At 71.4% G+C, this 17,021-nt stretch carries 15 protein-coding genes, 2 pseudogenes and 1 riboswitch; of the genes and pseudogenes, 5 read left to right on the top strand and 12 right to left on the bottom strand.

The window, feature by feature from the left end; genetic code table 11:
* The first annotated feature begins 49 nt into the window (after nucleotides 1–49).
* The 3 genes and pseudogenes from BN3794_RS02880 to BN3794_RS17025 all read left to right on the top strand — a co-directional run bounded on the left by BN3794_RS02880 (nucleotide 50) and on the right by BN3794_RS17025 (nucleotide 2,856).
* Nucleotides 50–703 (top strand): polysaccharide biosynthesis/export family protein, encoded by a 654-nt coding sequence (locus tag BN3794_RS02880; RefSeq protein WP_066093332.1) that lies wholly within the window; start codon nucleotides 50–52, stop codon nucleotides 701–703.
* A pseudogene (locus BN3794_RS17030) lies at nucleotides 700–2,085 on the top strand (GumC family protein); the annotation flags it as partial. The gene BN3794_RS02880 and the pseudogene BN3794_RS17030, both read left to right, overlap by 4 nt.
* Nucleotides 2,059–2,856 carry a CpsD/CapB family tyrosine-protein kinase gene (locus BN3794_RS17025; protein WP_425476689.1) on the top strand — a complete coding sequence of 266 codons (798 nt, stop codon included), beginning with the start codon at nucleotides 2,059–2,061 and terminating at the stop codon, nucleotides 2,854–2,856. The pseudogene BN3794_RS17030 and the gene BN3794_RS17025, both read left to right, overlap by 27 nt.
* 12 nt (nucleotides 2,857–2,868) lie before the next feature.
* Here BN3794_RS17025 and BN3794_RS02870 read toward each other — a convergent pair whose 3' ends face one another.
* From BN3794_RS02870 to BN3794_RS02855, 4 genes are all read right to left on the bottom strand, one after another.
* The gene (locus tag BN3794_RS02870; RefSeq protein WP_066093035.1) at nucleotides 2,869–3,570 is read right to left on the bottom strand and encodes an alpha/beta fold hydrolase; all 702 of its coding nucleotides are present in this window, start codon (nucleotides 3,568–3,570) and stop codon (nucleotides 2,869–2,871) included.
* A 63-nt stretch (nucleotides 3,571–3,633) separates the two neighbouring features.
* Nucleotides 3,634–4,029, bottom strand: a complete 396-nt coding sequence (locus BN3794_RS02865) for a hypothetical protein (protein ID WP_066093031.1) — start codon at nucleotides 4,027–4,029, stop codon at nucleotides 3,634–3,636.
* Nucleotides 4,030–4,112: 83 nt separating this feature from the next.
* On the bottom strand, nucleotides 4,113–5,210 hold the full coding sequence (gene zapE / locus BN3794_RS02860) for a cell division protein ZapE (RefSeq protein WP_066093028.1): 1,098 nt from the start codon (nucleotides 5,208–5,210) through the stop codon (nucleotides 4,113–4,115).
* A 26-nt stretch (nucleotides 5,211–5,236) separates the two neighbouring features.
* Nucleotides 5,237–5,905: an alpha/beta hydrolase gene (locus BN3794_RS02855; protein WP_066093024.1), complete on the bottom strand. Its 669-nt coding sequence runs from the start codon at nucleotides 5,903–5,905 to the stop codon at nucleotides 5,237–5,239.
* Nucleotides 5,906–5,959: 54 nt separating this feature from the next.
* Here BN3794_RS02855 and BN3794_RS02850 point away from each other — a divergent pair, with 54 nt between their 5' ends.
* The gene (locus BN3794_RS02850; RefSeq protein ID WP_066093021.1) at nucleotides 5,960–6,829 is read left to right on the top strand and encodes a hypothetical protein; all 870 of its coding nucleotides are present in this window, start codon (nucleotides 5,960–5,962) and stop codon (nucleotides 6,827–6,829) included.
* Nucleotides 6,830–7,179: 350 nt separating this feature from the next.
* Here the strand turns inward: BN3794_RS02850 and BN3794_RS02845 are convergent, their stop codons facing one another.
* The 4 genes and pseudogenes from BN3794_RS02845 to aceB all read right to left on the bottom strand — a co-directional run bounded on the left by BN3794_RS02845 (nucleotide 7,180) and on the right by aceB (nucleotide 11,384).
* Nucleotides 7,180–7,734, bottom strand: coding sequence for a c-type cytochrome (locus BN3794_RS02845; RefSeq protein ID WP_066093018.1), 555 nt, complete (start codon nucleotides 7,732–7,734; stop codon nucleotides 7,180–7,182).
* 55 nt (nucleotides 7,735–7,789) lie between these two features.
* Nucleotides 7,790–8,209 (bottom strand): annotated as a pseudogene (locus BN3794_RS02840) (TRAP transporter large permease subunit); the annotation flags it as partial.
* A gap of 162 nt (nucleotides 8,210–8,371) precedes the next feature.
* Nucleotides 8,372–9,706 (bottom strand): isocitrate lyase, encoded by a 1,335-nt coding sequence (gene aceA / locus BN3794_RS02835; RefSeq protein ID WP_066093012.1) that lies wholly within the window; start codon nucleotides 9,704–9,706, stop codon nucleotides 8,372–8,374.
* Between the two features lie 52 nt (nucleotides 9,707–9,758).
* The gene (aceB, locus tag BN3794_RS02830; RefSeq protein WP_066093009.1) at nucleotides 9,759–11,384 is read right to left on the bottom strand and encodes a malate synthase A; all 1,626 of its coding nucleotides are present in this window, start codon (nucleotides 11,382–11,384) and stop codon (nucleotides 9,759–9,761) included.
* A gap of 106 nt (nucleotides 11,385–11,490) precedes the next feature.
* Between aceB and BN3794_RS02825 the strand changes: the two genes are divergently transcribed.
* Entirely contained in the window at nucleotides 11,491–12,459 is a 969-nt protein-coding gene (locus BN3794_RS02825; protein ID WP_066093006.1) for a LysR family transcriptional regulator, read from the top strand.
* 77 nt (nucleotides 12,460–12,536) lie between these two features.
* Here the strand turns inward: BN3794_RS02825 and BN3794_RS02820 are convergent, their stop codons facing one another.
* From BN3794_RS02820 to dcp, 4 genes are all read right to left on the bottom strand, one after another.
* Complete coding sequence (locus BN3794_RS02820; RefSeq protein ID WP_066093003.1) at nucleotides 12,537–12,869, bottom strand: DUF190 domain-containing protein; 333 nt, start codon at nucleotides 12,867–12,869, stop codon at nucleotides 12,537–12,539.
* Between the two features lie 11 nt (nucleotides 12,870–12,880).
* The gene (gene crcB, locus BN3794_RS02815) at nucleotides 12,881–13,264 is read right to left on the bottom strand and encodes a fluoride efflux transporter CrcB (protein ID WP_066093000.1); all 384 of its coding nucleotides are present in this window, start codon (nucleotides 13,262–13,264) and stop codon (nucleotides 12,881–12,883) included.
* Nucleotides 13,265–13,330: 66 nt separating this feature from the next.
* A riboswitch (Fluoride riboswitch) is annotated at nucleotides 13,331–13,396 on the bottom strand.
* Nucleotides 13,397–13,451: 55 nt separating this feature from the next.
* A complete protein-coding gene (locus tag BN3794_RS02810; protein ID WP_066092997.1) occupies nucleotides 13,452–13,937 on the bottom strand; it encodes a DUF421 domain-containing protein in 486 nt (161 codons plus the stop codon).
* 697 nt (nucleotides 13,938–14,634) lie between these two features.
* A complete protein-coding gene (gene dcp, locus BN3794_RS02805) occupies nucleotides 14,635–16,779 on the bottom strand; it encodes a peptidyl-dipeptidase Dcp (RefSeq protein ID WP_066092995.1) in 2,145 nt (714 codons plus the stop codon).
* Nucleotides 16,780–17,021 lie beyond the last annotated feature (242 nt).

Below are 17,021 nucleotides of genomic sequence, written 5' to 3'. Positions count from 1 at the left end.
GCCCCGTGCCGGGGTGCGGTGGCGGCCGGTACTGGCCGCCCTGCTGGCGATGCTGGCGCTGGGCGGCTGCGCCAGCGCCCGCCTCAGCCAGCCGGCCAACACGCCGTTGCCGCCGGCCGACCCGGTCGAGGCGCTGCTCAACCGGCCCGAGTACCGCGTCGGCCCCAGCGACCTGCTCAGCGTGACCCTGTTCCAGGTCGAGGACCTGGACCGCGAGGTCCGCGTCAACAATGCCGGGCAGATCTCCCTGCCGCTGGTGGGCGTGGTCAAGGCCGGCGGCCTGACCGTGGACGAGCTCGAGCACAACCTGGCGCAGCGCTACCGCGACCGTTTCCTGCAGGACCCGCAGATCACCGTGTTCGTCAAGGAATTCGCCAGCCAGCGCGTGACCGTGGCCGGCGAGGTCAAGAAGCCCGGCATCTACCCGATGACCTCCGCGCGCCTGAGCCTGATGCAGGCGCTGGCCATGGCCGAGGGCTTCAGCAACATCGGCAGCAAGCGCAACGTGTTCATCTTCCGCACCGTCGACGGCCAGCGCATGCTGGCGCGCTTCGACGTGGACGCGATCGAGCACGGCGTCTATCCCGACCCGGAGATCAGCGGCGAGGACATCGTCCTGGTGGACCGCTCCTTCGGCCGCGAGGCGATCCGCACGCTGATCGAGCTGACACCGTTCGTGGCGGTGTGGAGGGCCTACCGATGAGCGCCCAGGCCAGCGTGCCGCCCGCCGCGGCGGATACCGTCTTCGTCGCCGAGCCGGACACCGGCGAGGTCAAGCTGCTGCACTACTGGCAGGTGCTGTGGAGCCGGCGCTGGCAGGTCGTGGCGGTGGCCGTGGCGGCGCTGGTGGCCGCCCTGGCCGTGTCGCTGCTGACCACTCCGCGCTACCGCGCCGCCTCGGTCATCCAGATCGAGCGCGACGCGATGAAGGTGGTGGACGTGGAAGGGCTCACCCCGGTCGAATCGCCGGCCGACCGCGATTTCTACCAGACCCAGTACGAGCTGCTGCGCAGCCGCTCGCTGGCCGAGCGCGTGGTCCGCGACCTGCAGCTGGTGCGCGACCCCACCTTCGCCAGGGTGGTGGCGAAGGTGGACGCGCAGGCCGCCAAGGAACGCCCCGGGGCGACGGTGCCGCCGCGGCTGCTGGAGGCCGAGCGCGCCCGCGCGGTGGTGGCCGCGGTGCAGCAGGCGCTGTCGATCGAGCCGATCCGCAATTCGCGCCTGGTGCGCATCGCCTACGATTCGCCCAGCCCGCAGGTCGCCGCGCGCGTGGCCAACGCCTATGCCGACGCGTTCATCGACAGCACCCTGCAGCGCCGCGTCGATGCCTCCGCCTATGCCGGCCAGTACCTGGAGGAGCGCCTGGCCCAGCTCAAGGCGCGGCTGGAGAACTCGGAGAAGGACCTGGTGCGCTTTTCCACCGACGAGCAGATCGTGGCCATCGGCGAGGGCAAGCCCTCGCTGCCCGAGCAGAGCCTGGGCGACATCAACACCGCCCTGACCCTGGCCGAGCAGAACCGCATCCGCGCCGAGTCGATGTGGCGCCAGGCCAGCACCGGCTCGAGCATGGGCCTGCCGCAGGTGGTGGCCAACCCGCTGATCCAGCGCCTGCGCGAGCAGCGCGCGGTGGCCGAGGCCGACTACCGCAACAAGCTCACCACCTACAAGCCGGACTACCCCGAGATGCTGCGCCTGAACGCGCAGATCGCCGAGCTGGACCAGCAGATCAAGGCCGAGGTCGGCAACATCCGCACCTCCATCGACACCGACTACCGCGCCGCCACCGCCCAGGAGGACATGCTGCGCGGGCGCGTGAACGCGCTCACCGGCGCGGTGCTGGACCAGCAGCGACGCAGCATCCAGTACAACATCCTCAAGCGCGAGGCCGAGACCAACCGCGAGATCTACGACGCCCTGCTGCAGCGCTACAAGCAGATCGGCGTGGCCAGCGGCGTGGGCATCAACAACATCTCCATCGTCGACCGCGCCGACGTGCCCGACCGCAAGGCCTCGCCGCGGCTCGCGCTCAACCTGGCCGCCGGGCTGGTGCTGGGCGGGGTGGCCGGGGTGCTGCTGGCGTTCCTGCTCAACGGCCTGGAACGCGGGATCCGCAGCCCCGAGCAGCTGGGCGGCCTCAGCCAGGACGCCGTGCTCGGCGTGGTGCCGCGCCTGCCGGCGAACCAGACCCCGGCCCAGGCGATCGCCGACACCCGCTCGCCGTTCACCGAGGCCTACCGCTCGGTGCGCACCGCGCTGCAGTTCTCCACCAGCCACGGCGTGCCGCACTCGCTGTTCATCACCAGCACGCGCATCGGCGAGGGCAAGAGCACCACCGCCGCCGAGCTGGCGCGCAACATCGCCCAGCTCGGCAAGCAGGTGGTGCTGGTGGACGCGGACATGCGCGTGCCCTCGCAGCGCGCGCCCGGCGAGATCGGCCTGTCCAACCTGCTGGCCGGTGCGGCGGAGATCGACCAGATCGTGCAGCACCCGGCCGACCGCAACTACGCGCTGATCGCCTCCGGGCCGCTGCCGCCGAGCCCGCCGGAGCTGCTCGCCGGCGACCGCCTGCCGCAGCTGCTGGCCTACCTCAACGCCCACTTCGACGTGGTCATCATCGACGGCCCGCCGGTGATGAACCTGGCCGACGCGGTGATCCTGGCGCACCACGCCGAGGCCACCCTGGTGGTGGTCGGCGCCGACGGCCAGACCGGCTCGGACGCGCTGCGCCAGACCCTGGCACGGCTGCGCAGCGTGCACGCGCGGGTGATCGGCCTGGTGATGACCCAGTACAAGCCCAAGGCCGGCAGCCCCTCGCCCAACTTCAGCTACCACCGCTACGAGGCCAAGGCCGGCTGAGGCCGGCCGCGCTCAGCGCAGCAGCCACTCGCGCATCGCCGCCGCCACCGCCTCGGGCTGCTCCAGCGGCGCCAGGTGGCCGCATGCGGGCAGCACCACCAGGCGCGCGCCGGGCATCAGCGCGGCGATCTCGCGCGACAACGCCGGCGGGGTGATGGCGTCCTCGGCGCCGCACAGCACCAGCGCCGGCCCAGCGAAGGCGGCCAGCACCGCGCGCCCGTCGCGGCGCTCGATCCGGCTCTGGCGCACGAACACCTCCGGCCCCAGGCGCCGGGTCATCGCCTGCACGCGCCGCAGCAGCGCGCCGTCGCCATGGCGCGGGGCGGCCACGTAGCTGCGCATCAGCCGCTCGCCGAACCCGACGAAGCTGCCGGGGGCGCGTGCCACCGCGCGTTCCTGCGCGCGCCGCTGCAGGACGCGCTGCGGCGGGTCGGCGCGGGCGGAGGTATCCAGCAGCGCCAGCCGTTCGACCCGCTGCGGCGCGATGCGCAGGATCTGCTGGGCGACGTAGCCGCCCAGCGAGAAGCCGGCCAGGGCGAAGCGCTCGGGCATGCCGGCCAGCACCTGCTCGGCCAGGGCCTGCAGGGTCTCGCCGCGGCTCAGGTCGCCCACTTGGCACGCGGCGATGTCGCCCAGCGCGGCGAGCTGCGCGCGCCACAGCTCGGCGTCGTTGAGCAGGCCGGGCAACAGCAGCAACGGAATCGGGCGGGACATCGGCAGCGGCACGCAGGCGAGGGGGACGGCATTGTGCCCCCTCGCGCCGCCGCCGTGACCGGGCTACTCGCGGCGGCGCTGCGGTGCGTGCGGATCGCGCGCGCGCATCTGCATGCGCTCGGTGCCCCAGGCCAGGGCCAGCCCGGCCAGCGCCGACATCACGCTGGCCCAGTCCTGCACCCGCGGCGCCAGCCCGGCGGCGCGGTAGCCCCACACGTCCATCAGCAGCAGGATCACCGCGGTGGCCACCAGCCCGACGCGCATCCAGGCGCGGCTCACGCCGACCGCATAGAACGCGAACGGCAGGCCGAAGGCCAGCGGCAGGTAGACCATGAAGAAGTAATGCGAGCCGTACGGGCGCACGAAGAACCAGACGATGGCCGCGGCCACGACGCCGAACAGGAACAGGCCCAGTGCCAGGCTGCGCACGCGCTCGCTGGAAAGATGGCTCAGGTGCATGGAGGAACCTCCTTTGCCCGTACCCTAGGCCGGCCGCGGTAACGGCCAGGTCAAGGGCAGCCAGGACGAGGGCGCGGCCGCACTCAGGCGCGGTGCGGGGCGGACAGGTATTCCGTGCTCTGCATCTCGATCAGGCGCGAGGCGGTGCGCTCGAACGCGCCGGCCAGGCGCGTGCCGGTGTACAGCAGCGGCGGCGGGTCCTGCGCGGTGCACACCAGGTTGACGTGGCGGTCGTACATCTCGTCGATGAAGTTGACGAAGCGCCGGGCCGCATCCTCGTTCATGCGGTCGAAGTGCGGGATCGCGCCGACCAGCACGGTGGTGAACTCGCGCGCGATCTCGATGTAGTCCGCCGGCCCGCGCGGGCCCTCGCACAGCGCGGCGAAGTCGAACCAGGCCACGCTCTTGCCGCGGCCGCGCACGGGGATCTTGCGGCCCTCGATCTCGATGTTGCCCGCCCGCGCCTCCACGCCGCCGGACAGCGCGTTCCAGCGCTGCGCCAGCCACGCGTCCGAACCGGCCTCCAGCGGGGCGCGGTACACCGGCGAGCGGGTCAGCGCGCGCATCCGGTAGTCCTCCTCGCCCTCGGCGTGGAGCACGGTGCAGTGGCGCTGCAGCAGGTCGATGGCCGGCAGGAAACTTTCGCGCTGCAGGCCGTGCAGGTACAGGTTCTGCGGCTCGGTGTTGGAAGTGGTCACCAGGGTCACGCCCTCGGCGAACAGGCGCTCGAGCAGGCGCGCCAGCAGCATCGCATCGCCGATGTCGGTGACGAAGAACTCGTCGAGCACCAGCACCCGCAGGTTGGCGCGCCACTCGCGCGCGATCCTGGCCAGCGGGTCGGCCTGGCCGGCGTGCGCGTGCAGGCGCTCGTCGATGCTGCGCATGAAGCGGTGGAAGTGGGTGCGGTACTTCTGCCGGATCGGCAGGCCCTCGTAGAACAGGTCCACCAGGAAGGTCTTGCCGCGCCCCACCCCGCCCCACAGGTACAGGCCTTTCACCGGTTCCGGGCGGCGCCAGGCCGTGGACAGGCGCCCGAGCAGGCCGGCCGGCGCGGCGTTGGCGAGCACGCCCTGGTGGATGCGGTCCAGTTCGCGCAGCGCGGCATGCTGGGCCGGATCGTCGCGCCAGTCGCCGCGGGCCACGCCCGCGGCATAGCGTTGCGAGGGAAGGGTTTCGCTCATCGGGGACGTCCTCGTGCCGGCGCCGCTCAGGCGGCGGCCGGCAGCCAGTGCTTGACCGCGTGCTGGATCGCCCCGCGCAGGTCGATCAGCTTGCGGTGGAAGAAGTGGCTGGTGTCGGGCATGCGCACCAGCACCGGGTCCTCCGGGCGCGTGGCCAGCCAGGTGTAGACCGCCTGCGGATCGACGATCTCGTCCTGCTCGCCCTGTATGACCAGCCAGTGCGCCGGCGGCCGCACCCCGGAGAAATCCCAGCGGCCCACCGGCGGGGCGATGGAGATCAGCGCCTGCGGCCCGATCGAGGCGCTGGCGCGCAGCGAGACGTAGGCGCCGAAGCTGAAGCCCGCCAGCCACAGCGCGGCGCCGGGCCGCTGCCCGCGCACCCACGCGGCGACCACGCGCAGGTCGTCCTGCTCGCCGGCGCCGTCGTCGAAGCTGCCGGCCGAGGCTCCCACCCCGCGGAAGTTGAAGCGCACCGTGGTCACGCCCAGCTCGCGCAGCGCGCGCGCGGCCATGGTCACCACCTTGTTGTGCATGGTGCCGCCCTCGGTGGACAGCGGGTGGCAGACGATGGCCACCACCGGCAGCGCGGCGGCATCGTCGGCGCCGGGCAGGTCCACGGCCACCTCCAGCGCACCGGCCGGGCCGGGCAGCATCACGGTGGCCGATCCGGACGTGGGGAAGTCGGGTTCGGTCATGCCGCCATAATACCGGCCCCCGCGCCGCGCCCGGCCGCCCCGGACCTTCCGCCGATGACCTACCTGCTGTTGAGCGTGGCCTGCAGCGTGCTGGTCTCCGTGCTGCTCAAGCTGGCCCCGCGCTGGCGCGTGGACCTGGGCCAGGCGGTGACCGCCAACTACCTGGTCGCGGCCGGGCTGACCGCCTGGCTGCTGCAGCCGCCGCTGCAGGGCCTGCGCGCGCCCGGTGCGCCGTGGGGCGCGCTGCTGGCGCTGGCGGTGCTGCTGCCGGCCGGGTTCCTGGTGCTCGGGCGCGCGGTGGCGCTGGCCGGGATCGTGCGCTCCGACGCCGCCCAGCGCCTGTCGCTGCTGCTCTCGCTGCTGGCCGCCTTCGCCCTGTTCGGCGAGCGCGCCCACGGCTGGAAGCTGGCCGGGCTGGCGACCGGGCTGGTGGCGATGGCCGGCATCCTGGCGCGCCCGCGCGCGCCGCTGGAGCGCGAGGCCTGGCACCGGGCCTGGCCCTGGCTGCTGGCCACCTGGATCGGCTTCGCGCTGGTGGACGTGATGCTCAAGCGCATCGCCCTGTCCGGCACCTCGGCGATGGCCGCGCTGCTGGCCGCCTTCGCCATCGCGTTCGTGCTGATGCTGGCGGCGCAGGGCCTGCGCTGGGCGCGCGGGCAGGCACGGCCACAGGCGCGCGGCCTCGGCGCCGGACTGCTGCTGGGCGCGCTGAACTTCGGCAACATCCTGTTCTACGTGCGCGCCCACCAGGCCCTGCCGGACAGCCCGGCGGTGGTGTTCGCGACGATGAACATCGGCGTGGTCGCGCTCGGCACCCTGGCCGGCGTGCTCGGCTTCGGCGAACGCACCAGCCCGCTCAACCACGCCGGCCTGGCGCTGGCGGTGGCGGCGATCGCGATGATCGCCTGGGGCGCGCGCGGCTGAGGGGTGCCGGCGGCGCGCCCACGCCCGCCCGTTGCGCCGGAGCGGGGGCATGCTTCCTTCCGGGAGGGGCACGACGGCGGAGCGCCCCGGTACCGGCGCCGCGGTCCTCGCGGAAGCCGGGCAACGCGCAGGGGGAATCGCGAAGCGCCAGATGCCGCTCGGGGACACGTGCAGGCCCGGCAAGACGCCGGACCGGCGCGGCCGTTGCCGGCGACGGCCGCGGGCAAACCGGCCGTCCCGGCGACCCGCCTGCCCGCACGGGAAGCCATGCCGGTGCGGCGCCTCCTGCCCCGCGTGCGTCCCGGCCAGGGGCACCGGCCAAGGCCCACGGCGGCGCGGACCGGAATCCGCTACCTGGCTTCCAGGCTGGCCAGCATCCAGTCCACCGCGGCGTGCACCTGGGCATCGTCCAGTGCCGGATTGCCGCCGCGGGGCGGCATCACCCCGCCGTCGGGGCCGATGTAGCCGTCGATGGCGTGGCGGTACAGCACATCCCGGCCCTGGGCCAGGCGCGCCTCCCAGTGCGCATGGTCGAGCGTGGGCGCGTTGCCGACGCCGCTGGCGTGGCAGGCGAAGCACTGCCCGTCGTAGACCGCACGGCCATCCGCCGGCGGCGCAGCCGCCGTCCCGGGCGATGGCGCCTGCGGCCCTCCGGCGCCGCCCGCGTTCGCCGCGCCCGCGCCGGTCTGGTCGCCAGCGGCAGTCCCGGCCCCGGGCGTCCCGGTGCCAGCGGACGCGGCCGCGGCGCGTTGCCGCTCGCCGTCCGCGCCGACGTACACCGCGCCTTCCGGCGCGATGCGCGACTGGACCGCCGCACCGTCGTCGTCCGGCGCCGAGGGCCGGCACGCGGCCAGCAGCAGCAGGCCCGCCGCCGTCAGGGCGAGGCGGGGGCGGGCAACGGCCACCGGCCGGACCGGGGCGCGGCGGTCCCGCTTCGCCGTTCCGGTCCGCGGGCGCGGGTCAACGCATGTCGAGCGCATTGGGCAACCACAGGGAAATGCCCGGTATGTACGTGATCGCGACCAGGAATGCCAGCAGGATCATCAGCCAGGGCAGCGCGGCGCGGATGGTCTGGCCCAGCGTCAGCCCGGTCACCGCCGAGGTCACGAACAGGTTCAGGCCCACCGGCGGGTGCACCAGGCCGACCTCCATGTTGACCACCATGACCACGCCCAGGTGGATCGGGTCCACCCCCAGCCGCATGCCGATCGGGAAGAAGATCGGCGCCAGGATCAGGGTGATCGCCGAAGGCTCCATGAAGCTGCCGGCGATCAGCAGCACCACGTTGACCATCAGCAGGAACATGATCGGGGTCATGCCGTGCTCCATCGCCCAGGCGGTGATCTGCTGCGGCAACTGCTCGGTGGGCGCGGCGCGAGCGCTGCATGATCGTGCGCGAGCTGGACGCGTTGCCGGCCTCGGCGCGGGCGCTGATCGAGGCGATCAAGGCCCATCCCTGGCCGCAGCCGGCGCCGTGACGGACGGACGACGCCAGGAGCCCCGCCGATGGGCGGGGCTCCTGGCAGGCGGCGGCGGCGGCGCTCAGGCGGCCTTGTGGTCGCCGTGGAACTGCGCTTCCTCGGTCGAGCCGGTCAGCGCGGTGACCGACGAGGCCCCGCCCTGGATCACCGTGGTGACATCGTCGAAGTAGCCCGCGCCCACTTCCTGCTGGTGCGAGACGAAGGTGTAGCCCTGCTCGCGCGCGGCGAACTCCGGCTGCTGCACCTGCTCGACGTAGTGTTTCATGCCTTCGCCGCGGGCGTAGTCGTGGGCGAAGCGGAAGGTGTTGTACCAGTTGATGTGGATGCCGGCCAGGGTGATGAACTGGTACTTGTAGCCCAGCGCCGACAGCTCGTCCTGGAAGCGGGCGATGGTCCTGTCGTCCAGGTTCTTCTTCCAGTTGAACGAGGGCGAGCAGTTGTAGGCCAGCAGTTGGCCGGGATGGGCGGCGAGCACGGCCTGGGCGAACTCGCGGGCGAAGCCCAGGTCCGGCGTGCCGGTCTCGCACCACACCAGGTCGGCGTAGGGGGAATAGGCCACGCCGCGGCTGATCGCCTGCTCCAGGCCGTTCTTGACCCGGTAGAAGCCCTCGGAGGTGCGCTCGCCGGTGACGAAGGGCCGGTCGTTGGGATCGAAGTCGGAGGTCAGCAGGTCGGCGGCCTCCGCGTCGGTGCGCGCCAGCACGATGGTCGGCACGCCGAGCACGTCGGCGGCCAGGCGCGCGGCCACCAGCTTCTGCACCGCCTCCTGGGTCGGCACCAGCACCTTGCCGCCCATGTGCCCGCACTTCTTGACCGCGGCCAGCTGGTCCTCGAAGTGCACCGCCGCCGCGCCGGCCTGGATCATGTTCTTCATCAACTCGTAGGCGTTGAGCACGCCGCCGAAGCCGGCCTCGCCGTCGGCCACGATCGGCAGGAAGAAGTCGATGGCGTCCTCCTCCTCGAGCTTGCCGTCGCAGATGGCCTTCCACTGGATCTCGTCGGCGCGCTCGAAGGTGTTGTTGATGCGGCGGACCATCACCGGCACCGAGTTGTAGGCGTACAGCGACTGGTCCGGGTACATCGTCTCGGAGGTGTTGCCGTCGGCGGCCACCTGCCAGCCGGACAGGTACACCGCCTCCAGCCCGGCCTTGGCCTGCTGCATGGCCTGGCCGGCGGTGATCGCGCCGAAGGCGTTGACGTAGCCCTTCCGGGCGCTGCCGTTGACCAGGCGCCACAGGCGCTCGGCGCCGCGCTTGGCCAGGGTGTACTCGGGCTGCACGCTGCCGCGCAGGCGCACCACGTCGGCGGCGCTGTAGGGGCGCTTGACGTCCTTCCAGCGCGGGTTGCTGGCCCAGTCATGCTGCAGGGCGGCGATCTGGTCCTGGTGCTTGCTCATGGTCGTTCTCCGGGTCGGGGAATGGGGTTCTGGGTTCGGGAAAGCCGGGCGGTCAGTCGATCAGCTCGTAGGCCGGCAGGGTCAGGAAGTCGGCCAGCTCGGGCTCGCGGCTGAGGCGGTCGAGCAGGGCGATGGCGGTATCGACCCTGTTGCCGCCGGGCAGGCGGGCGCGGTCGCCCAGGCGCGCCGGCAGCGCCTTGAGCACCGCCTGCAGCAGCGCGGTGTCGATGGCGGTGCCGTCGTCCAGGTGCTGGTTGCCCACGTGCAGCCATTGCCAGATCTGGCTGCGGCTGATCTCGGCGGTAGCCGCGTCCTCCATCAGGTGGTGAATCGGCACGCAGCCGTTGCCGTCCAGCCATGCCGCCAGGTAGCGCACGCAGACCTCGACGTTGCCCTCGAAGCCGGCGCGGCTGATGGTGCCCTTGCACGGGGCGATCAGTTCGTCGCGGGTGACATGCACGTCGTTGCGCAGCACCTCGTGCTGGTCGGGCCCCGGCATGTGCTCGTCGAACACCGCCATCGCCACCGGGATCAGCGCCGGATGCGCCACCCAGGTGCCGTCGTGGCCGGCACTCACCTCGCGCAGCTTGTCGGCGCGCACGCGCGCCAGCGCCTGCTCGTTGGCGGCCTCGTCGCCGCTGATCGGGATCTGCGCGGCCATGCCGCCCATGGCGTGGGCGCCGCGGCGGTGGCAGGTCTGGATCAGCAGTTCGGAATAGGCCTTCAGGAACGGCTGGGTCATCGTCACCTGGCTGCGCTCGGGCAGCACCCGCTCGGCGTGGCGGCGGAAGGTCTTGATGTAGGAGAAGATGTAGTCCCAGCGGCCGCAGTTCAGGCCGACGATGCGGTCCTTCAGCGCGTGCAGGATCTCGTGCATCTGGAACACCGCCGGCAGGGTCTCGATCAGCACCGTCACCTTGATCTGTCCGTGCGCCAGGCCGAGCATGGCCTCGATGTGCGACAGCGCGCTCTCCCACAGCGCCGCCTCCTCCATCGACTGCAGCTTGGGCAGGTACAGGTACGGGCCGCGGTCGCGCGCCGCCAGCGCCTTGCCGTTGTGGAAGGCGAACAGGGCCGCGTCGAACAGGCTGCCGGCCATGCGCTGGCCATCGACCAGCACGTGCTCCTCGTCCAGGTGCCAGCCGCGCGGACGCACGATCAGCACGGCCTGCTGCTCGAGCGGCTTGAGCGCGTAGTGCCTGGCCGGCTTGCCGGCGGCGGCCGGCGCGTCGTAGGCGAGGTCGCCGCGCACCGCGCCGATCAGTGCGCGCTGGCCGGCCAGCAGGTTCTTCCAGGTCGGCGAGGTGGAATCCTCGAAGTCGGCCATGAACACCCTGGCGCCGGAATTGAGCGCGTTGATGACCATCTTCGGGTCGGTCGGCCCGGTGATCTCCACGCGCCGATCGCGCAACGCGGCCGGGACCGGGGCCACGCGCCAGTCGCCTTCGCGGATGGCGCGGGTATCGGCGCGGAAATCCGGCAGCGCGCCGGCGTCGAACTCGGCCTGGCGAGCGCGGCGCGCGGCCAGGCGCGCCTGCCGCTCCGGCTCGATGGCACGGTGCAGCGAGGTCAGCAGGGCCAGGGCGGGCGGCGGCAGCAGTTCCTCCTGGCCGGCCAGGCGGGTGGCCAGGGTGATGCCCGGGGTGGGCGCGGACAGCGACGATGCGACGGCGGACATGGCGGGACTCCTCTGAGCTTCCGGACTGCCACCGTGCCCACGCCACGACTATTTGACAAAACAGTTTTTGCAATCATATGGATAAATCTGCCTTATATTTACCCATATGACCGCCAAGAAAGCCGCCGCCCCGAGGTTTTCCTACAAGTCCGACCGGCTCAAGCCGCTGCGCGCCTTCTGCCAGACCGTGCGCATGGGCTCGGTGTCGCGCGCCGCCGAGGCGCTGTACGTGTCGCAGCCGGCCGTGACCCTGCAATTGCAGGCGCTGGAGCGCGAGCTGGGCGTGGGCCTGTTCGAGCGCGCCGGCCGGCGCCTGACGCCCACCCGCGAAGGCCAGCTGCTCTACGAGATGGCGCAGCCGCTGGTGGAGAACCTGGACGGCCTGGAGGCGGCCTTCCGCGACAAGGTGAAGGGGCTCGACGCCGGCGAGCTCAACGTGGTGGCCAACAATTCCACCATCCTGTACCTGCTGCCCAAGATCGTCGGCCTGTTCCGCGAGCGCCATCCGGACGTGCGCCTGATCCTGCACGACGCGATCACCGCCGACGGCACCGACCTGGTGCGCAGCGACGAGGCCGACCTGGCCGTGGGCTCGATGCTCGACGTGCCCAGCGACCTGGCCTACGAGCCGGTATACCGCTTCGAGCAGCTGCTGCTGACCCCGCGCGAGCACCCGCTGGCGACCAAGCCCGAGCTGGCGCTGGAGGACCTCTCGCCCTACCCGCTGATCCTGCCGCACAAGCGCCAGATCACCTACCGCCTGGTCGACCTGGTGTTCCAGCAGAACCGGGTGCCGTACACCGTGGCGCTGGAGGTCGGGGGCTGGGAGGTGATCAAGCAGTACGTGGCGATGGACATGGGGATCTCGATCGTGCCCTCGATCTGCGTGACCGAGCGCGACCGCGAGCGGCTCGCCACGCGCTCGCTGAAGGGCTACTTCCCGGCGCGCAGCTACGGCGTGGTGGTACGCCGCGGCAAGTACCTCTCGCCGCAGGCGCGCGCGTTCATGGCCCTGATCCAGCCGCAGCTGTTCGCCCCGCGCGACTACGACGATTCCGGCCCGTCCGAGCGCTGATCGGCCTTTTATTGATGATTCTTATGAATCCATAAGTCCATCAAATGGCCACACCCCGACAGGGCCGGGGCGCCGCGTCAGGTGGGTGAACCCTGCCCGACCGTGCCGAACTCGGCCGGCGTCTTGACGTAGAACAGCGCCAGACGCTCGGCATCCAGGCGCGCGAACAGGCGTGCGGACTCCTCCTCGGTGACCGCCATCAGCACCAGCTGCGGCTGTCCGGCCAGCTCGAAGAAGCCGGCCGCGTGAAAACGGTGGTCGTGGCCGAGCCCTTCGCCGGCCGCGAGCAGGGTGGCCCCGCGCAGGCCCAGGTCGCGGGCCAGTTGCAGCAGCCATGCGCCCAGCGGCTGGCCGTCGTGCTCGCGGCCCTGCAGGCTGAAGAAGATGATCTGGTACCCGGAAGTGGACATTCGCGTTCTCCTCAGTGCGCGCGCAGCCAGGCCACGGTGCCCATGCCGGCGAAGGTCAGCAGCAGCGAGCCGAGCACGTGGGTGGCCACGACGCCCAGGCCCCAGCCGAACTGGCCGCGCTGCACCAGCGCCGCCAGCTCGGCGGAAAAGGTGGAAAAGGTGGACAGGCCACCGCAGAAGCCGGTGATCACCAGCAGGCGCCACTGCGGCGACAGCTGCGGCATGGTGGCGAAGAAGGCGATCGCCATGCCGATCACGTAGGCGGCGACGAGGTTGGCCGCCAGCGTGCCGATCGGCATCTGCGGCAGCAGGCCATTGAGCCGCAGTCCGAACCACCAGCGCAGCAACGCCCCCAGCACGGAGCCCAGGGCAATGGCGGCAACGGGTTTCCACATGGTCACATCCTCGCGGCAGGAACGGATCGAGAACGGACACAGGCACGCCTACGCGGCCTGTGCGGCCCGCTCGTAGGCATCATCAGCCGGGGGACCGGCGGTTCGGGGAGGCATGCCATCTCCCATCGCGCAACAGTCTAGGCATCCGGCGGCCGGCGTCAACGTGGCGGCCGCCGGCCCGTGCCGCTCAACCCGACTTGCCTTCCAGAGTCTCGATGGTGATGTGGCCGTTGGTCTCCAGGATGGCCAGGTGGATGTCGCGCTCGTGCTCGCAGCCGGACTGGCGCATCGCCTTCTTGAAGTCGGCGTCGCTGACCAGCTCGTGCCGGAGCACGTCGTGGTACACCTGCCCGTCGCGCGCGAGCAGGGTCGGATGGCCCTCCGCCAGGTGGCGGAAGCGGACCGAACGCGAGGATCCCCACGCCACCGCGTAATTGAGCGCGATCAGGGTGGCGGCCATGATGAACGCGCCGGTCAGCGAGTTGTCGCCGCCGTTGATGCCGTTCTGGACGGCGTTGCCGATCAGGATCAGCAGGATCAGGTCGAACGGGGTGAACTGGCCCACCGCGCGCTTGCCCGACATGCGCATCAGCACGGTCACCAGCACGTAGATGACCACCCCGCGCAGGACGAAATGCCACCACGGCGCGGACAGGGCGAACAGCTCGGTCATGCCCGGCCCTCCTGCCCGGCCGCCCTGGCCGCGGCTGCCCCCCGGCCTTGCGCCTGCGGTTCTTCCCGCCGGCCACGGTCCGCGCCGGCGCGACCGATGCCAGGCACTGCCCCGGCCCCATACGGCCCACGGCCGCGCCCCTCCTGCGATGAAAACCCGCGCTGCGTGCTGGCCATGCCCGTCCCTCCGGATCGTTCGTTCGCTGCCCGATTGCCTGCCGCGCCCCTCCGGCCGGCCTGGCGCACCTTATCACCCGCATCGTCCCCGCACCGACGCATCGGACCCGGCCAGGCCGCGCCGCAACCACGGCAAGATTCCAGACCTGCCTCGCCCGCCAACGCGCCCAGGACGGCGCACTCCGGCGGCGTTGCCGGCCCTTCGCCCTTCGCCCTTGCCCTTCGCCCTTGCCCTTCGCCCTTGCCCTTCGCCCTTGCCCTTCGCCCTTGCCCTTGCCCTTGCCCTTTGCCTTCGCCTTCGCCTTCGCCCTTGCTTTGCCTTTGCCTTTGCCTTTGCCTTTGCCTTCGTCCTCGCCCCCCGCGCTCGCCCTTGCCTTCTCACTCGCAGGAAGGGCGGCAAGGCGCGTCCAGCCGTTCGTACCCCACCGACCCGCTGCAGCGCGCCACAAAATGCGCACCACGAAAAAAGGAGGCGGCCACCGGCCGCCTCCCCTGCTTCCGCCGTGCCTGCCGGCACCGGCTCACTTCAGCCCGCGGTTCTCCAGCAGCGGCTCCACGCTCGGATCCTTGCCGCGGAACGCGCGGTACAGGTCGGCCAGCTCGACCGTGTTGCCGCGCGAGAGGATCTTGTCGCGGAACACCTGGCCGTTCTCGGCGGTCAGCCCGCCGTGCTCCTTGAACCACTCGAAGGCGTCGTCGTCGAGCACTTCCGACCAGAAGTAGGCGTAGTAGCCGGCCGAGTAGCCGCCGCCCCAGATGTGGTCGAAGTAGCTGGTGCGGTAGCGCGGCGGCACTTCCGCCAGGTCCACCTTGTACTTCTTCAGCGACTGCGCCTCGAAGGCGTCCACGTCCTGCAGCGGCGCGTCGGCCGGCAGGGTGTGCCAGGCCAGGTCGAGCAGCGCCGCCGACAGGTACTCGGTGGTGGCATAGCCCTGGTTGAAGGTCTTGGCCTTCTGGATCTTGTCCACCAGCGCCTGCGGCATCGGCTCGCCGCTCTGGTAGTGCTTGGCGTAGTGGGCGAACACCTTCGGGTCGCTGGCCCAGTGCTCGTTGAACTGCGAGGGGAACTCGACGAAGTCGCGCGAGGTGCTGGTGCCGGACAGGGTCGGGTACTGCACCTTGGAGAACATGCCGTGCAGGGCATGGCCGAACTCGTGGAACATCGTGGTGACGTCGTCGAAGCTCAGCAGCGCCGGCTGGCTCGGGGCGGGCTTGGTGAAGTTGGCCACGTTGTAGACCACCGGCTTGGTGCCGGCGAGCCCGTCCTGGCCGACGAACTCGTCCATCCACGCGCCGCCGGACTTGCTGTCGCGCTTGAAGTAGTCGCAATAGAACAGGGCCAGCGAGCTGCCGTCCTTGTCGAACACCTCGAACACGCGCACGTCCGGGTTGTAGACCGGGATGTCCTTGCGCTCCTTGAAGGTCAGCCCGTAGAGCTGGTTGGCGGCGTAGAAGACGCCGTTCTGCAGCACGTTGTCCAGCTCGAAGTACGGCTTGATCTGCGACTCGTCCAGGTCGTACTTGGCCTTGCGCACCTGCTCGGCGTAGAAGTCCCAGTCCGAGGCGGCCAGCTTGAAGCCGCCCTTCTGCGCGTCGATCACCTTCTGCATCTCGGCGATCTCGCCGCGCGCCTTGGCGGTGGCGGCCGGCACGGTGTCGGTGAGCAGCTTGAACGCCTTGTTCGGGGTACCGGCCATCTGGTCGGACAGGCTGTAGGCGGCCCAGCTGTCGAAGCCGAGCAGCCTGGCCTTCTGCGCGCGCAGCTGCGCCAGGCGCTGCACGGTCTGGCGGGTGTCGTTGCCGTCGCCCTTCTCGGCGCGCGTCTCCGAGGCCTTGAGCACCTCGGCGCGCAGGTCGCGGTCCTTGAGCGAGGCCAGCACCGGCTGCTGGGTGGTGTTCTGCAACGCCAGCAGGTACTTGCCGTCGAGCTTGCGCGCGGCCGCGTCCTGCGCGGCCGAGGCGATGTCGCCCTCGCCCAGCCCGTCCAGGCGGGCCTTGTCGTCCACCACCACCGCGCCGGCCGCGGCGGCGGCCACCAGCTTGGTGTGGAAGGCGGTGGACAGCGTGCTCTCCTCGACGTTGAGCTTGCGCAGGGTGTCCTTGTCGGCATCGGACAGCTGCGCGCCGGCGCGCACGAACTCCTTGTACTGGTACTCGACCAGGCGCTTCTGCTCCGGGTCCAGGTTCAGCGTGTCGCGCTGGTCGTAGATCGTCTTGATGCGCGCGAACAGCTTGGGATCGAGCGCGATCTCGTCCTGGTGGGCGGCCAGCTTGGGCGCGATCTCCTGCTGGATCTTCTCGCGCTCGGGATTGGTGTCGGCCTGCACCAGGCCGAAGAAGATGCGCGAGACCCGGGTCAGGGTCTGGCCCGACTTCTCCATCGCCTCGAAGGTGTTGGCGAAGGTCGGCGGCTCGGGGTTGTCGGCGATGGTGCGGATCTCGGCCAGGTGCTGCTTCATGCCCTCCTCGAAGGCGGGCAGGTAGTCGCTGTCCTGGATCTTGTCGAACGGCGGCGCCTGGAACGGCAGGGTGCTGGCGGCCAGCAGCGGGTTGGCGCTCTGCGGCGCGGCGGCGGCGGCAGGGGTGTTCACGGCGGGTGCCTCTTCTTTCTTGCAGGCGGCCAGCGCGAGTCCGATCGCGGCGGCGAGGATCAGGGTGCGGTTCATGCGGGTACCGAAGGCGGTTGAAGAACCGGCCAAGCGTAACCGCCCGGCCGCCGCGCGTGCATGTGCCGGCGGTCCCGGTCCGGCCACCGCGCGTTCAGCTGCCGATCGGCGACGCCAGCGGCGCGGCGAACGACCGCCGGCGCCGTTGCGCCGGATGCATGGGCACGGGGTGGGAGAGCGCGTGCGGGCTCGTGCGTGCGGGCTCGTGCGTGCGTGCGTGCGGAAGCGGGCAGCGGCAGCAG

Origin of the sequence: Xanthomonas massiliensis (assembly GCF_900018785.1) — a bacterium.
Taxonomy (GTDB): Bacteria; Pseudomonadota; Gammaproteobacteria; order Xanthomonadales; family Xanthomonadaceae; genus Xanthomonas_B; species Xanthomonas_B massiliensis.
The sequence above is the reverse complement of the archived record's forward strand: the minus strand, read 5'-3'. Positions and strand labels throughout refer to the sequence as shown.